Source organism: Streptomyces sp. NPDC051315 (assembly GCF_044455165.1).
GTDB lineage: Bacteria > Actinomycetota > Actinomycetes > Streptomycetales > Streptomycetaceae > Streptomyces.
The window spans coordinates 73949-88445 of the sequence record NZ_JBITEN010000015.1 but is presented as its reverse complement, the minus strand read 5'-3'; the positions used below and the strand labels follow the sequence as shown (position 1 = coordinate 88445).

The following is a 14497-nucleotide window of genomic DNA, read 5'->3' as shown; positions in this document are numbered from 1 at the left end:
CCCGCCGAGGGGGACCGGCGGAGACGGGCAGACCCTAGGTGAGCTGCGCCGGCAGGGGTGCCGCGTGGGTGACGATCAGGCCCGAGACGGCTCGGGTCAGGGCGACGTACAGCCGGCGCAGTCCCGTTCGCTCGTCCGGTTCGCCGTCGACCACGGCCCGGGGTTCGTCGAGGACCACGTAGTCGTACTCCAGACCCTTGGCCAGCGACGCCGGGACCAGGGTCAGGCGGGTTTCCCGGGTCGTCTCCTCGCCGGGGGCGAGATGGGGGAGTCCGGCCGCCGTCAGGGCCTCGGCCAGTGCCGGGACGCGGGCGTCGGCCGCGATCAGACCCGTCGAGCCCTCGTGGCGCAGCAACTCCGCGCAGGCGGCGACGACTTCTTCGGTGCTCCCGACCGGGCGCAGGTCGAAGAAGCCCGGGTTCTCACGGACCGACGCGACCGGGGTCAGCCCCGGGGCGATGTGCGGGAGCAGACGGGAGGCGTAGGTGATGACGTCCGTGGGGACGCGGAAACCGGCCGTCAGCTCCTCGACCGCCGCGTCGGGCTTGCCGAGGTGGGCCAGGGCCTCCTCCCAACTCCGGGTCGCCCACGGCGTCGTGCCCTGCGCCAGGTCGCCGAGGACGGTCGCGCTGCCGGTGGAGCAGCGGCGGCCGACGGCCCGGTACTGCATGGGGGACAGGTCCTGCGCCTCGTCCAGCACCACATGGCCCAGCGAGTGCGTGCGCTCCACCAGGTCCGCCGCCTCGTCGATCAGCACCGCGTCCGCGGCCGACCACCTGGCGGATTTCACCGACCGCACCTGCCTCGCCCACAGGACCGTCTTCTGCTCGTCCTCGGTGAGGATCCCCTCCGCGTGCAGGGCGAGGAAGTCCGCGTCGGTGAGCAGGCGCAGCACCAGCTTCGCCGGGTCGACGGGCGGCCAGACCGCCTTGACCGCCGCCTTCACCGCGCTGTTGCGGGCGACGGCGTCCTGCACCCGGTCGTCCGGCGCCTCCCCGGCCCGCTCCATCTGCACCAGCACGGCGTGCGCGATGCGCTGCGGCAGGGCCTCGCGGGCGGCGCCGTAGCGGATGCCCCGGTCGAGCAACTCCCGGACGATCTCCTCCAGTTCGTACACCGGGACACGCCAGCGGCGGGAGCCGCGCACGACCACGACCGGCTCGGTGGGCGGCGTGACGTGGGAGTACACGGCCCGGCGCAGCACCTGCGCCATCCGGGCGTCACCCTTGACGACGGCGGCCGCCGCGTCGTCCGTGCCCCGCACCTCCACGTGCGCGACCAGATCGTCGACGGTGGCCTGGCGCACCGTCAGTTCGCCGAGCGCCGGCAGCACCTGCTCGATGTAGTGCAGGAAGGACCGGTTCGGCCCGATGACCAGGGTCCCGGTGCGGGCCAGCCGCTCGCGGTGGGCGTAGAGCAGGTACGCGACCCGGTGCAGGCCGACGGCCGTCTTCCCGGTCCCCGGGCCTCCCTGCACACACACGCTGCCCGACAGACCCGACCGTACGATCTCGTCCTGCTCGGGCTGGATGGTCGCCACGATGTCGCGCATCGGGCCGACACGCGGGCGCTCGATCTCCTGCTGGAGCAGCTTGCTGGTGGTCGCCGCCTCGCCCGGGTCGGAGAGGTGCTCGTCCTCGTACGCGGTGAGGTCGCCGCCCGTGTACCCGAAGCGGCGGCGCAGCGCGATGTCCATCGGGTCCTTCTTGGACGCCCGGTAGAACGGCTGCGACACCGGCGCACGCCAGTCGATGACCATCGGGTCGCCGTCGGCGTCGTGCACGTGCCGGCGCCCGATGTAGAAGCGTTCCCCGTCGGCGCCCTCCGCCCGCTCGGCGCCGGGAGCGCGCAGGTAGTCGAGCCGGCCGAAGAACAGCGGGGTGTCGCTGAGGTCGGCGAGCGCCTTGATGCGGTCCGCGATTTGCCGCTCCAGGATCTGGGCGTTGACCCAGTTCGCGGTGACGTCGCTGATGTCGAGGGCCTCGACGTCCTCACGCATGGCGCGCAACGCGGAGCGGGAGGCGCTCAGGTGGGCGCGCTCGCGGGCGAGGGGGTCGGCGGGGGAGTCGTGGGCGGGCGTGGACAAGGGGGTGCCTCCGGAGGGACCTGCGGGAAGGGCGCTGCGGGATACCGTCCGGTTTCCGTCCGGACGGCGGCTCTCCGAGAGGGAGGCGGGCAAGAGCGGAGATTCTAGGGGAGGGCCAACGGCACAGGCCAACGGATTTCCCGGGGACCGGCAGTCGCTTCCACGGCCGTCCGCGACCTACGGCAAGATCCACGAGGCGCCCCCTAGGGGATCCCCGCCCCCACCCCCGGGGTAGGCGCTCCCTCCGGGGGCGTACGGACGGGGCACTCGGCTCGCACCGCAGACCGATGTGGGCCTGGTGCACCGGAATCCATCATGGAGACATGAGTGCAGCGACCATCCACCCCGCCCCCGGTCGCCCGTCCCGCGCGACCTCCGTCTCCGGCATCCACCGCCACCGTCTCGGCGGCGCCCTGCGCGCCGTCAGGGTCTTCGCCGGCGCCGCCTTCGAGGTGATCGTCCTCGGTGAGTACGCGGAGGAGGCGGGCGTCCGCCGCAGGTGACGCCCCGTCGGCCCCGCGCGCGGTCCCTGCCTCAGGTCCCCTCCGCCAGCAGCTCGTCGGCGTCCATGATCCGGTAGGCGTACCCCTGTTCCGCCAGGAACCGCTGGCGGTGCGCGGCGAAGTCCTGGTCGATGGTGTCGCGGGCGACCACCGAGTAGAAGTGCGCCTGGTGGCCGTCGGCCTTGGGCCGCAGCACCCGGCCCAGGCGCTGTGCCTCCTCCTGGCGTGATCCGAAGGTCCCCGACACCTGGATGGCGACCGTGGCCTCCGGCAGGTCGATCGAGAAGTTCGCGACCTTCGAGACCACCAGCACGCTGATCTCGCCCTCCCGGAAGGCGTCGAAGAGCTTCTCGCGCTGGGCGTTGGAGGTCTCGCCCTTGATGACCGGCGCGTTCAGGTGCTCGCCCAGCTCGTCGAGCTGGTCGATGTACTGGCCGATGACGAGGATCTGCTGGCCCGCGAAGCGGCGGACGATCGCCTCCGTCACCTTCCGCTTCGTAGCCGTCGTCGCGCAGAAGCGGTACTTCTCCTCCGTCTCGGCGGTGGCGTACGCCAGCCGCTCGGAGTCGGTGAGGTTGACCCGGACCTCGACACAGTCGGCCGGCGCGATGTAGCCCTGCGCCTCGATCTCCTTCCAGGGCGCGTCGAACCGTTTGGGCCCGATGAGGGAGAACACGTCCGACTCCCGCCCGTCCTCGCGGACGAGCGTCGCGGTCAGGCCGAGACGGCGGCGCGCCTGGAGGTCCGCCGTGAACTTGAAGACCGGCGCCGGCAGCAGATGCACCTCGTCGTAGACGATCAGGCCCCAGTCCCGGGAGTCGAACAGCTCCAGGTGCGGGTAGACACCCTTCCGCTTCGTCGTCAGCACCTGGTACGTGGCGATCGTGACGGGCCGGATCTCCTTGCGCGTCCCGCTGTACTCGCCGATCTCCTCCTCCGTCAGCGACGTCCGCTTCACCAGCTCGTGCTTCCACTGCCGGGCGGAGACGGTGTTCGTGACGAGGATGAGCGTCGTCGCCTTCGCCTGCGCCATCGACCCGGCGCCGACCAGCGTCTTGCCCGCGCCGCAGGGCAGGACGACGACCCCGGACCCGCCGTGCCAGAAGTTCTCCACGGCCTGCTTCTGGTACGGCCGCAGCGCCCATCCGTCCTCGGCCAGCTCGATCGGGTGCGCCTCGCCGTCGACGTACCCGGCGAGGTCCTCGGCCGGCCAGCCCAGCTTCAGCAGCACCTGCTTGATCTGCCCGCGCTCGGAGGGGTGCACGGCGACCGTGTCCGGGTCGATGCGGGCACCGACGAGCGGGGTGATCCGCTTGGACCGGAGGATCTCCTCCAGGACCGGCCGGTCGGTGGTCGTCAGGACCAGGCCGTGGGCCGGGTGCTTGCTCAGGGTCAGCCGGCCGTAGCGGTCCATCGTCTCCGCGATGTCGACCAGCAGCGCGTGCGGCACCGGGTAGCGGCTGTACTGCACCAGCGCGTCCACGACCTGCTCGGCGTCGTGCCCGGCCGCCCGCGCGTTCCACAGGCCCAGCGGGGTCACCCGGTAGGTGTGGATGTGCTCCGGCGCCCGCTCCAGCTCGGCGAACGGCGCGATGACCCGACGGCAGTCGTCGGCCTGCTCGTGGTCGACCTCCAGGAGCAGGGTCTTGTCGGACTGGACGATGAGAGGACCGTTCACGTACGTGCATCCTTCCGCGCGGGCCAAACGTCCAGTGTGCCGCACGGACGGCCGATCCGGTCGGGGCGTGGCTCACACCGTTCACGGGGGGCGCCGGGGGGCCGGGCGGCGGTGTGCCAGGACCGGTGTGCGGGGCCGGTGTGGGGGGCCGTGCAACCCCGCACCCCGTCGGGGAGTCTTGACCGGCGGGAGCGGCGCGGTGCGCGCGGCGCGGTGAGGAGCTCGCGGTATGTCGGCAGGCAGGTGGGGCACCGGCGTGGGAGCCGTCGTGGTCCTGGTCGGGACGGGGGCGTGGGTGCTGCGGCCCGCGCCCGTCGACGCACGGCTGTGGGCCGAGGTGCGGCCGGTGATCGAGGCCCGGCTGGTGGCGGAGTCCCGGGGCAGCGGGCTCGGGGAGAGCACGCCCGCCCTGCGGGCGAGGTGGTTCTGCCGGGCGGAGGCGCTGGACCTGGAGGAGCGCGCGGGCCGGGTGCGGGCGGGCGTCGACACGCTCTGCATGGAGTACGGGGTGCGCGACGGCGCCCTGGTGGAGTGCAGCGGCGCCCACGTCCCGCAGGTGGTGCGGCTGGAGCGGGACACGGACGGCGACGGCTACCGCGTCGTGGCGCGGGAGCAGGCGCCGGACGGCGCGGGGAACGCGGAGTGGGAGGAGACCCACTTCAGCTACTTCGCCGAGTCCCGTCTCGGCGAGCCCGAGTCGCCCGGCGCCCTGGAGAGCGCCGCCCGCGAGCACTTCCGGATCCCCGCCGGGACACCGGTCGGGGACTGCTGAGCCGGACACCTCACGAGGGCCGGTCACTCACGGGGGCCGGTCACCTCGCCGGGGACGGTCGTGCCGCCCGGGTCGGTCACATCGTCCGGGCTGGTCATGGTGCCCGGGCTGATCGCGCCGCTCCGGCTGATCACTCGGGCTGCCCGCCCGGACCGGCCGCCACCCCGCCCGGCCGCGCCCCGGACCGGCCGCCGAGTCAGTCGTCCGCCAGCTCCGCCACTCCCGTGATCCGGTGCAGCGGATACGTCCGCACCTCGTCCGCCGTGTGGTCGTACGCCGTCACGAAGCCGCCCTCGACCCGGACCGGGGCGATGACGCGCTGGCTGGCGCTGCCCTCGGCGTTGACGTAACCGATCCACAGGCTCTCGCCGGTGAGGACGGCGGCCTGCATGGTGGCGAGGGTCTCGGCGGAGCTGGTGCGGGGGAGTTCGCCGGGGGCGAGCGGGGCGGTGTCGGTGGGCTTGCGGGGGGTCGTGGAGGCGAGGTCGCCCGCCCGGATCGCGCGGATCGCCGCCGCGAGGAGGGTGGCGTCGGGGACGGGAGGGCCGTCGGGGACCGGTTCGGGGGCCGTGCGGGGCGGGGTGCGGTGGGCGTGGGCGCGGGCGATCAGCACGTCGCCCTCGGCGGACTCGGCGGCGGGCGCGTAACCCATGGCGCGCAGGCCGTCGAGGAGGGTCGCCGGGTCGGTCTGCGCCGCCAGCACGGTCGGCGCGAGGCGGCGCAGCCGCAGGGCGGCGGCGCGCTTGTCGGCGAGGATCTCGTTCAGGAGGGCGTCGTCGTCGCAGCGGACGTACGCGGAGGCCGCGCCCACCCGGAGATGGCCGTGTCGGCGCGCCACGTCGTCGATCAGGTACGTCAGCGGCTGCGGCACCGGCGTGCGGGAGTGCTCGGCGAGGAAGGCGTGCAGGTCGGAGGCGGTGCGGCCGGCGTCCAGGGAGCGCCGTACGGAGGCGGGGGTGAAGCGGTAGACCGTCGCGCCGCCCTTCGACTCGACGTCCGCGAGGACGCCCAGCACGTCGGCGAGCGGGCGTCGCAGCGGGCCGGGGGCCACCGCCGTCAGGTCGGCCTGGAGGAGGACGTGGTCCAAGGGTTCCGGCAGGAGCGGGGCGAGCAGGCGGGCGGCGGCCGCGGTGGCCACGGCCTGCTCGGGCGGGGAGAGCGGGGCCGGGGCGGCGGCCGGGCGGTGGTGGACGGGCAGCTTGTCACCCGCCCCGGCCGGGCCCTCCGGGGCGTCCGGGGCCCCGGACGGGGCCGGCCGGTGGGCGGTCGGTGCGCCCAGCAGGGCACGGCCGTGCGCCGACAGCGCGCCCCGGCCGGTCACGCCCAGCAGCTCGGCCTCGGTGAGTGTCCAGCGGGCGAGCCGGGAGCGCAGGTCGTCCTCGCCCTGAGTCCCTTGCGGTCCCCGCAACGGACGCTCCCAGCGCAGCCGGCCGAGCACCGCCTCCGCGTCCGGCGCGCCGCCCTCCGGCAGCGCGGCCAGCAGCGTCAGCACCCGGTGGCGCACCTCCGGCGCCGCCGAACGGTCCAGCCCCGGTCCCAGCGCCGACAGCGTCCGGTCCTTGCCGTCCCGGCCGCCGACCAGCCCCGACGTCCGTGTCGCCGCCAGCCACGCCTCGGCGAGCCGCGCCCACCGCTCGGCGGCCGGACGCTCCCGCCACTCGTCGTACGCCGGGGTCGCCGCGTACCGCTCGTCGGCCTCCCCGTCGGAGGCGAGCAGTCCGGCCGCGTACGCCAGCTCGACCCAGAAGGCGGCGGCCGGCTCCGACACGTCCAGGGCGACGGCGGTCCGCTTGAGGTCGCGCACGCTGAGTCCGCCCGCCCGCAGCACCGCGGGGCCGCCCTCGTCCCAGTCCTTCAGCAGCTCCTCGACGGTCGCCAGCGCCGTGTACGCCTGGCCGGCCGCGGTGGCGTCCACCACCTGGGGACGGTGGGTGGCGGCCGGCTCGACGGGGGGCGGGACGGGCTCGGGCGTCCGGTGCGCGCGGCCGGCCCGCAGGTGGAGGGCGACCTCGCGGGGCAGCACCACGGTGCCGGGCGCGGTCGGCAGCAGCAGACCCCGGTCGAGCAGCCAGCGCAGCCGGGCCGCGGGATCGGCGGTGACCTGCCCGTACGGCGGCCCCCAGACGAGCCGGTCGAGCACCTCGAGGGAGTCGGCGGGGGCCTTGGCCAGCAGGGCCCTCATCTTCCTGCGGTCGGTGAAGAGGGCGGTCAGCGCGGCGACCGCGGACACCGAGTCGTGGGTCGACGGCAGCCCGGCCGTCGACACGATCTCCTGGATCCGGCCCGGTGACATACCCGCGGTGGCCTCCTGCACGGACGGGCCCAGACCCGTCGGGGAGGGGTGCTGCGGGGACGGCGCCAGCAGCTCACGGGCGGTGCGGACCAGCCGCAGCCGGTCGTCGGCGCCCCAGACGAGGGCCTGTTCACGGAGGGCGGCCACGGCGCCGGGCAGCGCGTGAACGACGGCCTCGTCGGCCGTGTCCCCCGCCATCAGCCCCAGCAGCTCGTCGTACGTCGCCGGGTCCCCGGCCACGGCCAGCGCCTCCGCCGTCTGCAACGCGAACCGGTCCAGCCGCTCCAGCGCCCGTACGACGGAGGCACGGGTGCCGGCGCGGGTGGCGAGCTGGGTGAGGTCGGTGGGGACCGGGGTGATGAGATCGGGGCGACGGCGCAGGAGGGCGGCCAGGGAGGCGTCGTCCCTGGCGCGGAGCGCTTCCGCGAGGGACCGGGGGGCCGGGAGGTCCTCGGTGCTCATCTGACCCACGGTAGCGGGTCACCTCCGGCGGTTTCGCCGACGTGGGCGGGTGGGGGTGGCCGTCCCCCGGGGGTTGCCGCCCCCGCCCGCCGCTTCGGCCCTGCACGGGCCTCGTCCTCGAACGCCGGACGGGCTGACGACCCCGGCCCCCGCCGCCGAGCCGTCACGGTGCCGGACGGGCTGACGACCCCGGCTCCCGCCTCACGGTGCCGGACGGGCTGGTGGCACTCACCCCCCGACCGCGACGTGCCGGACGGGCCGGTTCGCCGGGGAGCGCGCGATAGCGTCTCCCCGTGGGGATCGAAAGCGACCAGGTCGTGTACGAGTTTCTGAGCCGTGTCGGAGACGTGGCGCAGCAGCGGCAGTTGTCGTCGGCCACGCGCATGCGGCTCGTCTCGGAGCTGCGGAACGAGATCGACCGGCGCCGGGCCAGGGCGCCCGTCGACAGTCCCGCGGCCGTCCGCCGTATCCTCGCCCGCCTCGGCACCCCGGACGAGATCGTCGCCGCCGCGGCCGGTGAGGGCCCGGGCGTGCCCGAGACGCCGGCGCCCTCCGTGCCCACGCAGCGGGACGGCACGGGGGAGAGGGAACGACCGAGGGGCATACGGCGGGTCGTGCCGCGCCCCCGCCGGTCTGACGCGCCCCCGCCCGCTCCCTCGGACGTCCCGTCGCCGCCGCACCTGGCCGGCGCGCACGAACTCGGCGACGCCGTGGAGACCCCCGACTGGTGGCGGCGCGAGCCCGGTCCGGCCGGGTTCGGTGACGAGGTGCCGGGGTTCGTCGGCGGCATCGAGATCCCGGCCATGCTGAAGCCGCCGCGCCCCGACGACCCGGACGAGGCGGAGCGGGCGGCGGAGCCGGCGCAGGCGGCGAGCGCGGCGGACGCGGACGCGGAGGCGGCACCGGCCCGGCGCCGGCGTCTCGTGCCCTCCCTGCGCGCAGGCCGCTGGAGCAACCCCCTCCTGCTGATCGCCGCGGGCTGCCTCGTCGCCGGCGCGGTGATGTGGAAGTGGCCGGTGATGATCGTGGGCTGGCTCATCGCCTACCTGTCCCGCCGGCTCACCGAGCGGGAGACGAAGTGGGCGGTCATGGTCCTGCCGGGGCTCTCGGTGGCGGCCGGCTTCCTGTGGCTGTGGGGGCGGACCGACGGCCGCTGGGGCGCCCCCATCGCCGAGGGGCAGATGAACGCCGCCGTCGGCGAGACCCTGCCGTGGGTGGTGCGGGGCGCGGCCGTGGCGTCGGCGCTGTTCCTGGTGTGGCGGTCGCAACGGCCGAGGTAGGACCTTGCGTCCCTGCCGCCCCGGCACAATGACCCCCATGGCCTCCACGAGTTCCCCCGCGCTGACCGTCGGCTTCGACCTCGACATGACCCTGATCGACTCCCGCCCGGGCATCCACGCGGTGTACACGGAGCTGGCGGAGCGCACGGGGGCGTACATCGACGCCGACCTGGTGGTCACGCGGCTGGGGCCGCCGCTGGAGGAGGAGATCGCGAACTGGTTCCCGGCGGAGCGGGTCGCGGCCATGGCGGACTTCTACCGTGAGCTGTACCCCTCCTACGCGATCACCCGCACGCTCGCGATGTCCGGCGCCCGTGAGGCGGTCGAGGCCGTACGGGCCGCCGGGGGACGGGCGGTCGTGGTGACCGCCAAGTGGGAGCCCAACGCCAAGCTCCACCTGAAGCACCTCGGCATCGACGCCGACGCGGTCATCGGCAACCTGTGGGCGGAGCAGAAGGCGGCGGCGCTGCGCGAGCACGGCGCGAGCGTCTACGTCGGCGACCACGTCGGCGACATACGCGGCGCCCGCACCGCGGGCACGCTGGCGGTGTCCGTGGCGACCGGCCCGTGCAGCGCCGAGGAGCTGACCGGTGCCGGGGCGGACGTCGTGCTCGGCGACCTCACGGAGTTCCCCGGGTGGCTCGCCGGGCATCTCGCGGTGGCCGCCTAGGCGCCCGCGGCGACCGTCACCTTCCGGCCGTTCGCGCCTGCCGGCGTCCTGCCGCGACCGACCGCAGGACGCCCGCCCCCGCGATGAGGAACCCGACGCCCATGAGCATGCTCAATCCGAACATGTACGTCGGGAAAGGCGTCGTCCCGAGGAACAGCGGGGCGACGGTGACGAGAGTGGCCACGGCACCGATGAAGAACACGATGGCACCGGCACGGATCAGTCGGTCACCGGGCGCGGCGGAATTCGTTTGGGTTTTGTCACGCACCGGACCAGGGTAGTTCCCTGCGCGAAGGAACAACCGGGCGACGTCTTGTCACCCGCCCGAAGAGCATTAGCCTTGGTACCGGCGGGTCATGGTCGACCCGCTGTAGTGCTATCAAGAGCCGTTTTCCGAAGCAGTTTTCCGACGAGTACGAGGACGAGGACAGACGTGCCTACCGGCAAGGTCAAGTGGTTCAACAGCGAGAAGGGCTTCGGCTTTCTCTCCCGCGACGACGGCGGTGACGTCTTCGTCCATTCCTCGGTCCTCCCCGCCGGAGTCGAGACACTGAAGCCGGGACAGCGCGTGGAGTTCGGCGTCGTGGCCGGACAGCGCGGCGACCAGGCCCTGTCCGTCGTCATCCTCGACCCGACCCCCTCGGTCGCGGCGGCCCAGCGCAAGAAGCCGGACGAACTGGCCTCCATCGTCCAGGACCTGACGACCCTCCTCGAGAACATCACCCCGATGCTCGAGAAGGGCCGCTACCCCGACAAGACCTCCGGCAAGAAGATCGCGGGCCTGCTGCGCGCGGTCGCCGACCAGTTGGACGTCTAGGACCCGCCCGGTCACGGAAAGCCGAGCGCGCCCGGGCCGGGGGGTGGCACCAGCCCCTCGGCCCGGGCGCCTTCTTCTGCCGGAATTCAGGGGAACGAGAGCGCTTCGGGCCTCAGCGCCGGCAGCAGCCCCTCGGCCGCCGCGCGGGTCAGCAGGCCGCGCACGGCCGCGTAGCCGTCCTCGCCCAGGTCGGCGGTGAACTCGTTGACGTACAGGCCGATGTGCTGGTCGGCGACCGACGGGTCCATCTCCTGGGCGTGTTCCATGACGTACGGGCGGGAGACTTCGGGGGCGTCCCAGGCCGCGCGGACGGAGGCGCGGATCGACGCGGCGAGCCGGCCCAGCCGCTCCGGTCCCAGCGACCGCTTCGCGATGATCGCGCCCAGCGGGATCGGCAGGCCGGTCGTGGACTCCCAGTGCTCGCCCATGTCCGCGAGCCGGTGCAGGCCGTAGTTCCGGTACGTGAAGCGCGCCTCGTGGATGACCAGCCCCGCGTCGACCTTCCCGTCCCGCACGGCCGGCATGATCTCGTGGAACGGCATCACGACGATCTCGCCCACCCCGCCGGGGACGGTGTCCGCCGCCCAGAGGCGGAACAGGAGATACGCCGTCGACCTCTCGCTCGGCACGGCGACCGTACGGCCGGTGAGGTCCGTGCCCGCCTCCCGCGTCAGCACCAGCGGGCCGCAGCCCCGCCCCAGCGCGCCCCCGCACGGCAGCAGCGCGTACGTGTCGAGGACGTACGGCAGCACGGCGTACGACACCTTCAGCACGTCGTACTCCCCGCGCTCCGCCATGGCGTTGGTGACGTCGATGTCCGCGAACGTCACGTCGAGCGCCGGCGCCCCGGGGACGCGGCCGTGGGCGAGGGCGTCGAAGACGAAGGTGTCGTTCGGGCAGGGCGAGTACGCGATGCGCAGCGGGTCACTGGTCGTCATGTGGGGTCCAACTCTCCAGGACGGGGGCGAGCTTCCCGAAGGCCTCGGTCAGGGCGGCCAGGGCGTCCGCGACGCGCCAGGCGGCCCGGTCGCGCGGGCCCACGGGGTTGGAGACCGCGCGGATCTCCAGCACGGACGTGCCGTGCGCGGCGGCCGCCTCGGCGACCCCGAAGCCCTCCATGGCCTCGGCGAGGGCCCGCGGGTGGCGTGCGCGCAGGGCGGCCGCGCGGGCCGCGGTGCCGGTGACGGTGGAGACGGTGAGGACCGTGCCGGGGCGTGCTCCGGTGGCGGTCGCGGCCTGCCGGACGAGGAACGCGGGCGGGCGGTGGGTGACCGTGCCGAAGCCCAGCTCGGTGACCGGCAGGAAGCCGTCGGCGGTCTCCGCGCCCAGGTCGGCGGCGGTGATCTCGTCGGCGACGACCAGTGAGCCGAGGGGCGCCCCGGGGGCGAAACCGCCGGCGATGCCGGTCGAGACGACCAGGTCGTAGGGGGCGTCGGCGAGGGCGGCCGCGGTGAGGGCGGTGGCGACGGAGGCGGCGGCGAGGGCGGGGCCCACGCCCGCGGCCAGCAGGTCGTACGGCCGTGCGGCGGGTGTGGCGGCTGTGGTGCGGTGCAGGGTCACGCCGGGGAGGCGCACCTCGTGGGCCGGCCCCGGGAAGGCTCGTGCCACCGCGTCCCGTTCGACGGGGACCGCGGTGGTCACGAGGACGCGTGGGGTGGACTCTGCGGGGGACGTGGTCAGTCGTCCTTCTTGAGCTTGAAGGACCACAGGCCGGTGACCGCCTGGCTGTCCTTCTTGCCGTCGCCCGCCTTGATGGAGACCAGGGTGGAGTCGCCCTGGGCGCCGTACTGGGCGTTGAAGAACACGCTGCCCGGGATCGTGCGGTACGTCTTGTTGCTGTCCTCGGTCAGCGGCTGGCCGTTCATGAGGATCGTCCAGCGCTCGTCGGCGACCTCGGGGTCGACGCCGAAGCGGACGGTCTCGTCCGGGTCGACGCTGATCGACTTGATGTCCTCGTCCTTCAGGCACTTCGTGATGTCCGCGGGCTTGAGGGCGCCGCCCTCGCCGCCGCAGGTGGCCTCGGCGCTGACCGAGGAGCTGCCGACGGTGATCGTGGACAGGGGCGTCGGCTTGTCGCAGGCCGACAGGACGAGCAGTCCGGCGGAAACGGCGCCGGCGGCGGCGACGGCGCGGCGGCGTCGCACAGCGGATTGCAGCGTGGTCATGGCCGAAGGCTATCGGGCACGTCCAGCGGCCTCCCTACGCGGGGGGCGGCGTCGCTGTGGGTTACGCCACGCGGGACGCCCGCGCGGACCCGGGAGCACGGCCGGCTGGTCCCGTCCGGTCACGCCCGCTCGGTCACGCCCCGGTCAGGTCGCGCGGTCAGTCACGCCGGTCCCGTCACGCCGGTCCGGTCGTGCCCCCTCCCGTCACGCCAGGTCCGTCCGTGGGTGGCCGCTGTGCCGGGCCGTGCCGAGCAGGCCGCGGGCGGTGGTGACCCAGCCGGCCGCCACGACCACCGCGGCCACCGACAGGCCCAGAGCACCGTTCAGCGGCATCGCGATACCGACCGCTCCGCCGAACACCCAGGACATCTGCAGCAGCGTCTCCGAGCGCGCGAACGCCGACGTCCGCACCAGCTCCGGCACGTCCCGCTGGATCAGCGCGTCCAGGGACAGCTTGGACAGCGCCTGCGAGAAGCCGGCGACCGCCGCCAGGCAGGCCACCAGGAACGCCCCGAAGAACACGGCCGTCGTGACCACCGCGCCCAGGACCACCGCCACCACCGTCACGATGATCAGCTCCGGCGCCCTGGAGCGCAGCCACGCCCCCACCGCCGTGCCGAGCGCGTTGCCCGTGCCCGCCGCCACGGCCACCATGCCCAGCGACACCGCCGCGCTCTGGCCGGTCAGCGGGTGCTCGCGCAGCAGGAACGCCAGGAAGAAGGTCAGGAATCCGGACAGCCAGCGCAGGGAGGCGTTCGCCCCCAGGGCGTGCGTCACGGCGATGCCGACCGTCCGCAGGCCCGGCCGCTTCACCGGCTGCCGGTGCGGGCCGTGCAGGTGCTGCTCGTCCGCCGCGAGCAGCGCGGTGTCCTCGCCCTTCGCCGAGTCGACCTTCCCGGGCAGCGAGAAGGACAGGAACGTACCCGCGACGAAGATCACGAAGGCGCCGTAGAGCGGATAGCGCGGGCCGAGGACCTGCAGGCCCGCCGCCGCGGGCGCGGCGACACCGGTGGCCAGCAGGCCGCCGAGCGTGACCCGGGAGTTCGCCTTCACCAGGGAGAAGCGGGGTGGCAGGAGACGCGGTACGACGGCGCTTCTGACCACGCCGTACGCCTTCGACGCGACCAGGACGCCGAGGGCCGCCGGGTACATCTCGATGCTGCCGGTGACGACCGCGCCGGACAGGACCAGGGCGAGCAGGGCGCGGGCGAGCATCGCGCCCGCCATGGCCGCCCGGCGGCCGTGCGGCACTTTGTCGAGGAGCGGGCCGATCACCGGGGCCAGGATCGTGAACGGCGCCATCGTGATCGCCAGGTAGAGCGCCACGCGGCCGCGGGCCTCGTCCGTCGGGACGGAGAAGAAGACGGTGGAGGCGAGGGCCACGGTGATCATCACGTCGCCGGCGCCGTTCACCCCGTGCAGCTCGATCAGCTTGCCGAGACCGGACTCGCCGGCGCCGTGCGCGTGCGTGGCCTTGCGGATACCGCGGGCGGTGCCCGTGAACGGCAGGTGCAGGGCACGGCCGACCGCGCGGACGGGCCCGCGCGTCCGGCCCGAACCGCTCACCCTGTTCCTCCCCTTGTGCCCCTTCGCCCCACCGGTCCCGGTGGCGCCCTGGGGTGTCTTCGCGGTTGCCACCCCGTCATAGTGCCCCGAGAAGGCCGTGTGTAGTGCGGTTACCGCGCGTATGGCCGCGTACGGCACGGTCGGCGGCGGGGACGGGCGGCCGCCGTGGGCGGGGGAACGTGTGGGGGCGCGGTGGGGAAACACG

Annotated in this window: 13 protein-coding genes; 5 read left to right on the top strand and 8 right to left on the bottom strand. The window is 74.3% G+C overall.

Annotated features, from left to right (window positions below):
* Nucleotides 1-34: 34 nt before the first annotated feature.
* A complete protein-coding gene (locus ACIBBD_RS26715) occupies nt 35-2086 on the bottom strand; it encodes a HelD family protein (protein WP_399422099.1) in 2052 nt (683 codons plus the stop codon).
* A 323-nt stretch (nt 2087-2409) separates the two neighbouring features.
* On the opposite strand from ACIBBD_RS26715, the gene ACIBBD_RS26710 reads away from it, so the two are divergent.
* Nucleotides 2410-2589, top strand: a complete 180-nt coding sequence (locus tag ACIBBD_RS26710) for a hypothetical protein (protein WP_399422098.1) — start codon at nt 2410-2412, stop codon at nt 2587-2589.
* A gap of 31 nt (nt 2590-2620) precedes the next feature.
* On the opposite strand, the gene ACIBBD_RS26705 is transcribed toward ACIBBD_RS26710, so the two are convergent.
* Nucleotides 2621-4267 carry a DNA repair helicase XPB gene (locus ACIBBD_RS26705; protein ID WP_399422097.1) on the bottom strand — a complete coding sequence of 549 codons (1647 nt, stop codon included), beginning with the start codon at nt 4265-4267 and terminating at the stop codon, nt 2621-2623.
* A 229-nt stretch (nt 4268-4496) separates the two neighbouring features.
* On the opposite strand from ACIBBD_RS26705, the gene ACIBBD_RS26700 reads away from it, so the two are divergent.
* The gene (locus ACIBBD_RS26700) at nt 4497-5039 is read left to right on the top strand and encodes a hypothetical protein (protein WP_399422096.1); all 543 of its coding nucleotides are present in this window, start codon (nt 4497-4499) and stop codon (nt 5037-5039) included.
* A gap of 196 nt (nt 5040-5235) precedes the next feature.
* Here ACIBBD_RS26700 and ACIBBD_RS26695 read toward each other — a convergent pair whose 3' ends face one another.
* Nucleotides 5236-7794 (bottom strand): helicase C-terminal domain-containing protein, encoded by a 2559-nt coding sequence (locus tag ACIBBD_RS26695; protein WP_399422095.1) that lies wholly within the window; start codon nt 7792-7794, stop codon nt 5236-5238.
* A 293-nt stretch (nt 7795-8087) separates the two neighbouring features.
* On the opposite strand from ACIBBD_RS26695, the gene ACIBBD_RS26690 reads away from it, so the two are divergent.
* Together ACIBBD_RS26690 and ACIBBD_RS26685 are read left to right on the top strand one after the other, a co-directional pair.
* On the top strand, nt 8088-9074 hold the full coding sequence (locus tag ACIBBD_RS26690; protein ID WP_399422094.1) for a hypothetical protein: 987 nt from the start codon (nt 8088-8090) through the stop codon (nt 9072-9074).
* Nucleotides 9075-9111: 37 nt separating this feature from the next.
* On the top strand, nt 9112-9744 hold the full coding sequence (locus ACIBBD_RS26685; protein ID WP_399422092.1) for an HAD family hydrolase: 633 nt from the start codon (nt 9112-9114) through the stop codon (nt 9742-9744).
* A gap of 16 nt (nt 9745-9760) precedes the next feature.
* On the opposite strand, the gene ACIBBD_RS26680 is transcribed toward ACIBBD_RS26685, so the two are convergent.
* Nucleotides 9761-10012 carry a hypothetical protein gene (locus tag ACIBBD_RS26680; protein WP_399422091.1) on the bottom strand — a complete coding sequence of 84 codons (252 nt, stop codon included), beginning with the start codon at nt 10010-10012 and terminating at the stop codon, nt 9761-9763.
* A gap of 165 nt (nt 10013-10177) precedes the next feature.
* Between ACIBBD_RS26680 and ACIBBD_RS26675 the strand changes: the two genes are divergently transcribed.
* Complete coding sequence (locus ACIBBD_RS26675) at nt 10178-10561, top strand: cold-shock protein (protein WP_392002629.1); 384 nt, start codon at nt 10178-10180, stop codon at nt 10559-10561.
* An 86-nt stretch (nt 10562-10647) separates the two neighbouring features.
* On the opposite strand, the gene ACIBBD_RS26670 is transcribed toward ACIBBD_RS26675, so the two are convergent.
* From ACIBBD_RS26670 to ACIBBD_RS26655, 4 genes are all read right to left on the bottom strand, one after another.
* Nucleotides 10648-11499, bottom strand: a complete 852-nt coding sequence (locus ACIBBD_RS26670) for a 1,4-dihydroxy-6-naphthoate synthase (RefSeq protein ID WP_399422089.1) — start codon at nt 11497-11499, stop codon at nt 10648-10650.
* Nucleotides 11486-12268 (bottom strand): futalosine hydrolase, encoded by a 783-nt coding sequence (locus tag ACIBBD_RS26665; protein WP_399422088.1) that lies wholly within the window; start codon nt 12266-12268, stop codon nt 11486-11488. The genes ACIBBD_RS26670 and ACIBBD_RS26665 overlap by 14 nt, the downstream gene beginning before the upstream one ends.
* Nucleotides 12238-12705 carry a DUF2771 domain-containing protein gene (locus tag ACIBBD_RS26660; protein WP_399422239.1) on the bottom strand — a complete coding sequence of 156 codons (468 nt, stop codon included), beginning with the start codon at nt 12703-12705 and terminating at the stop codon, nt 12238-12240. The genes ACIBBD_RS26665 and ACIBBD_RS26660 overlap by 31 nt, the downstream gene beginning before the upstream one ends.
* A 225-nt stretch (nt 12706-12930) precedes the next feature.
* Nucleotides 12931-14364 carry an MFS transporter gene (locus ACIBBD_RS26655; RefSeq protein WP_399422086.1) on the bottom strand — a complete coding sequence of 478 codons (1434 nt, stop codon included), beginning with the start codon at nt 14362-14364 and terminating at the stop codon, nt 12931-12933.
* Nucleotides 14365-14497 lie beyond the last annotated feature (133 nt).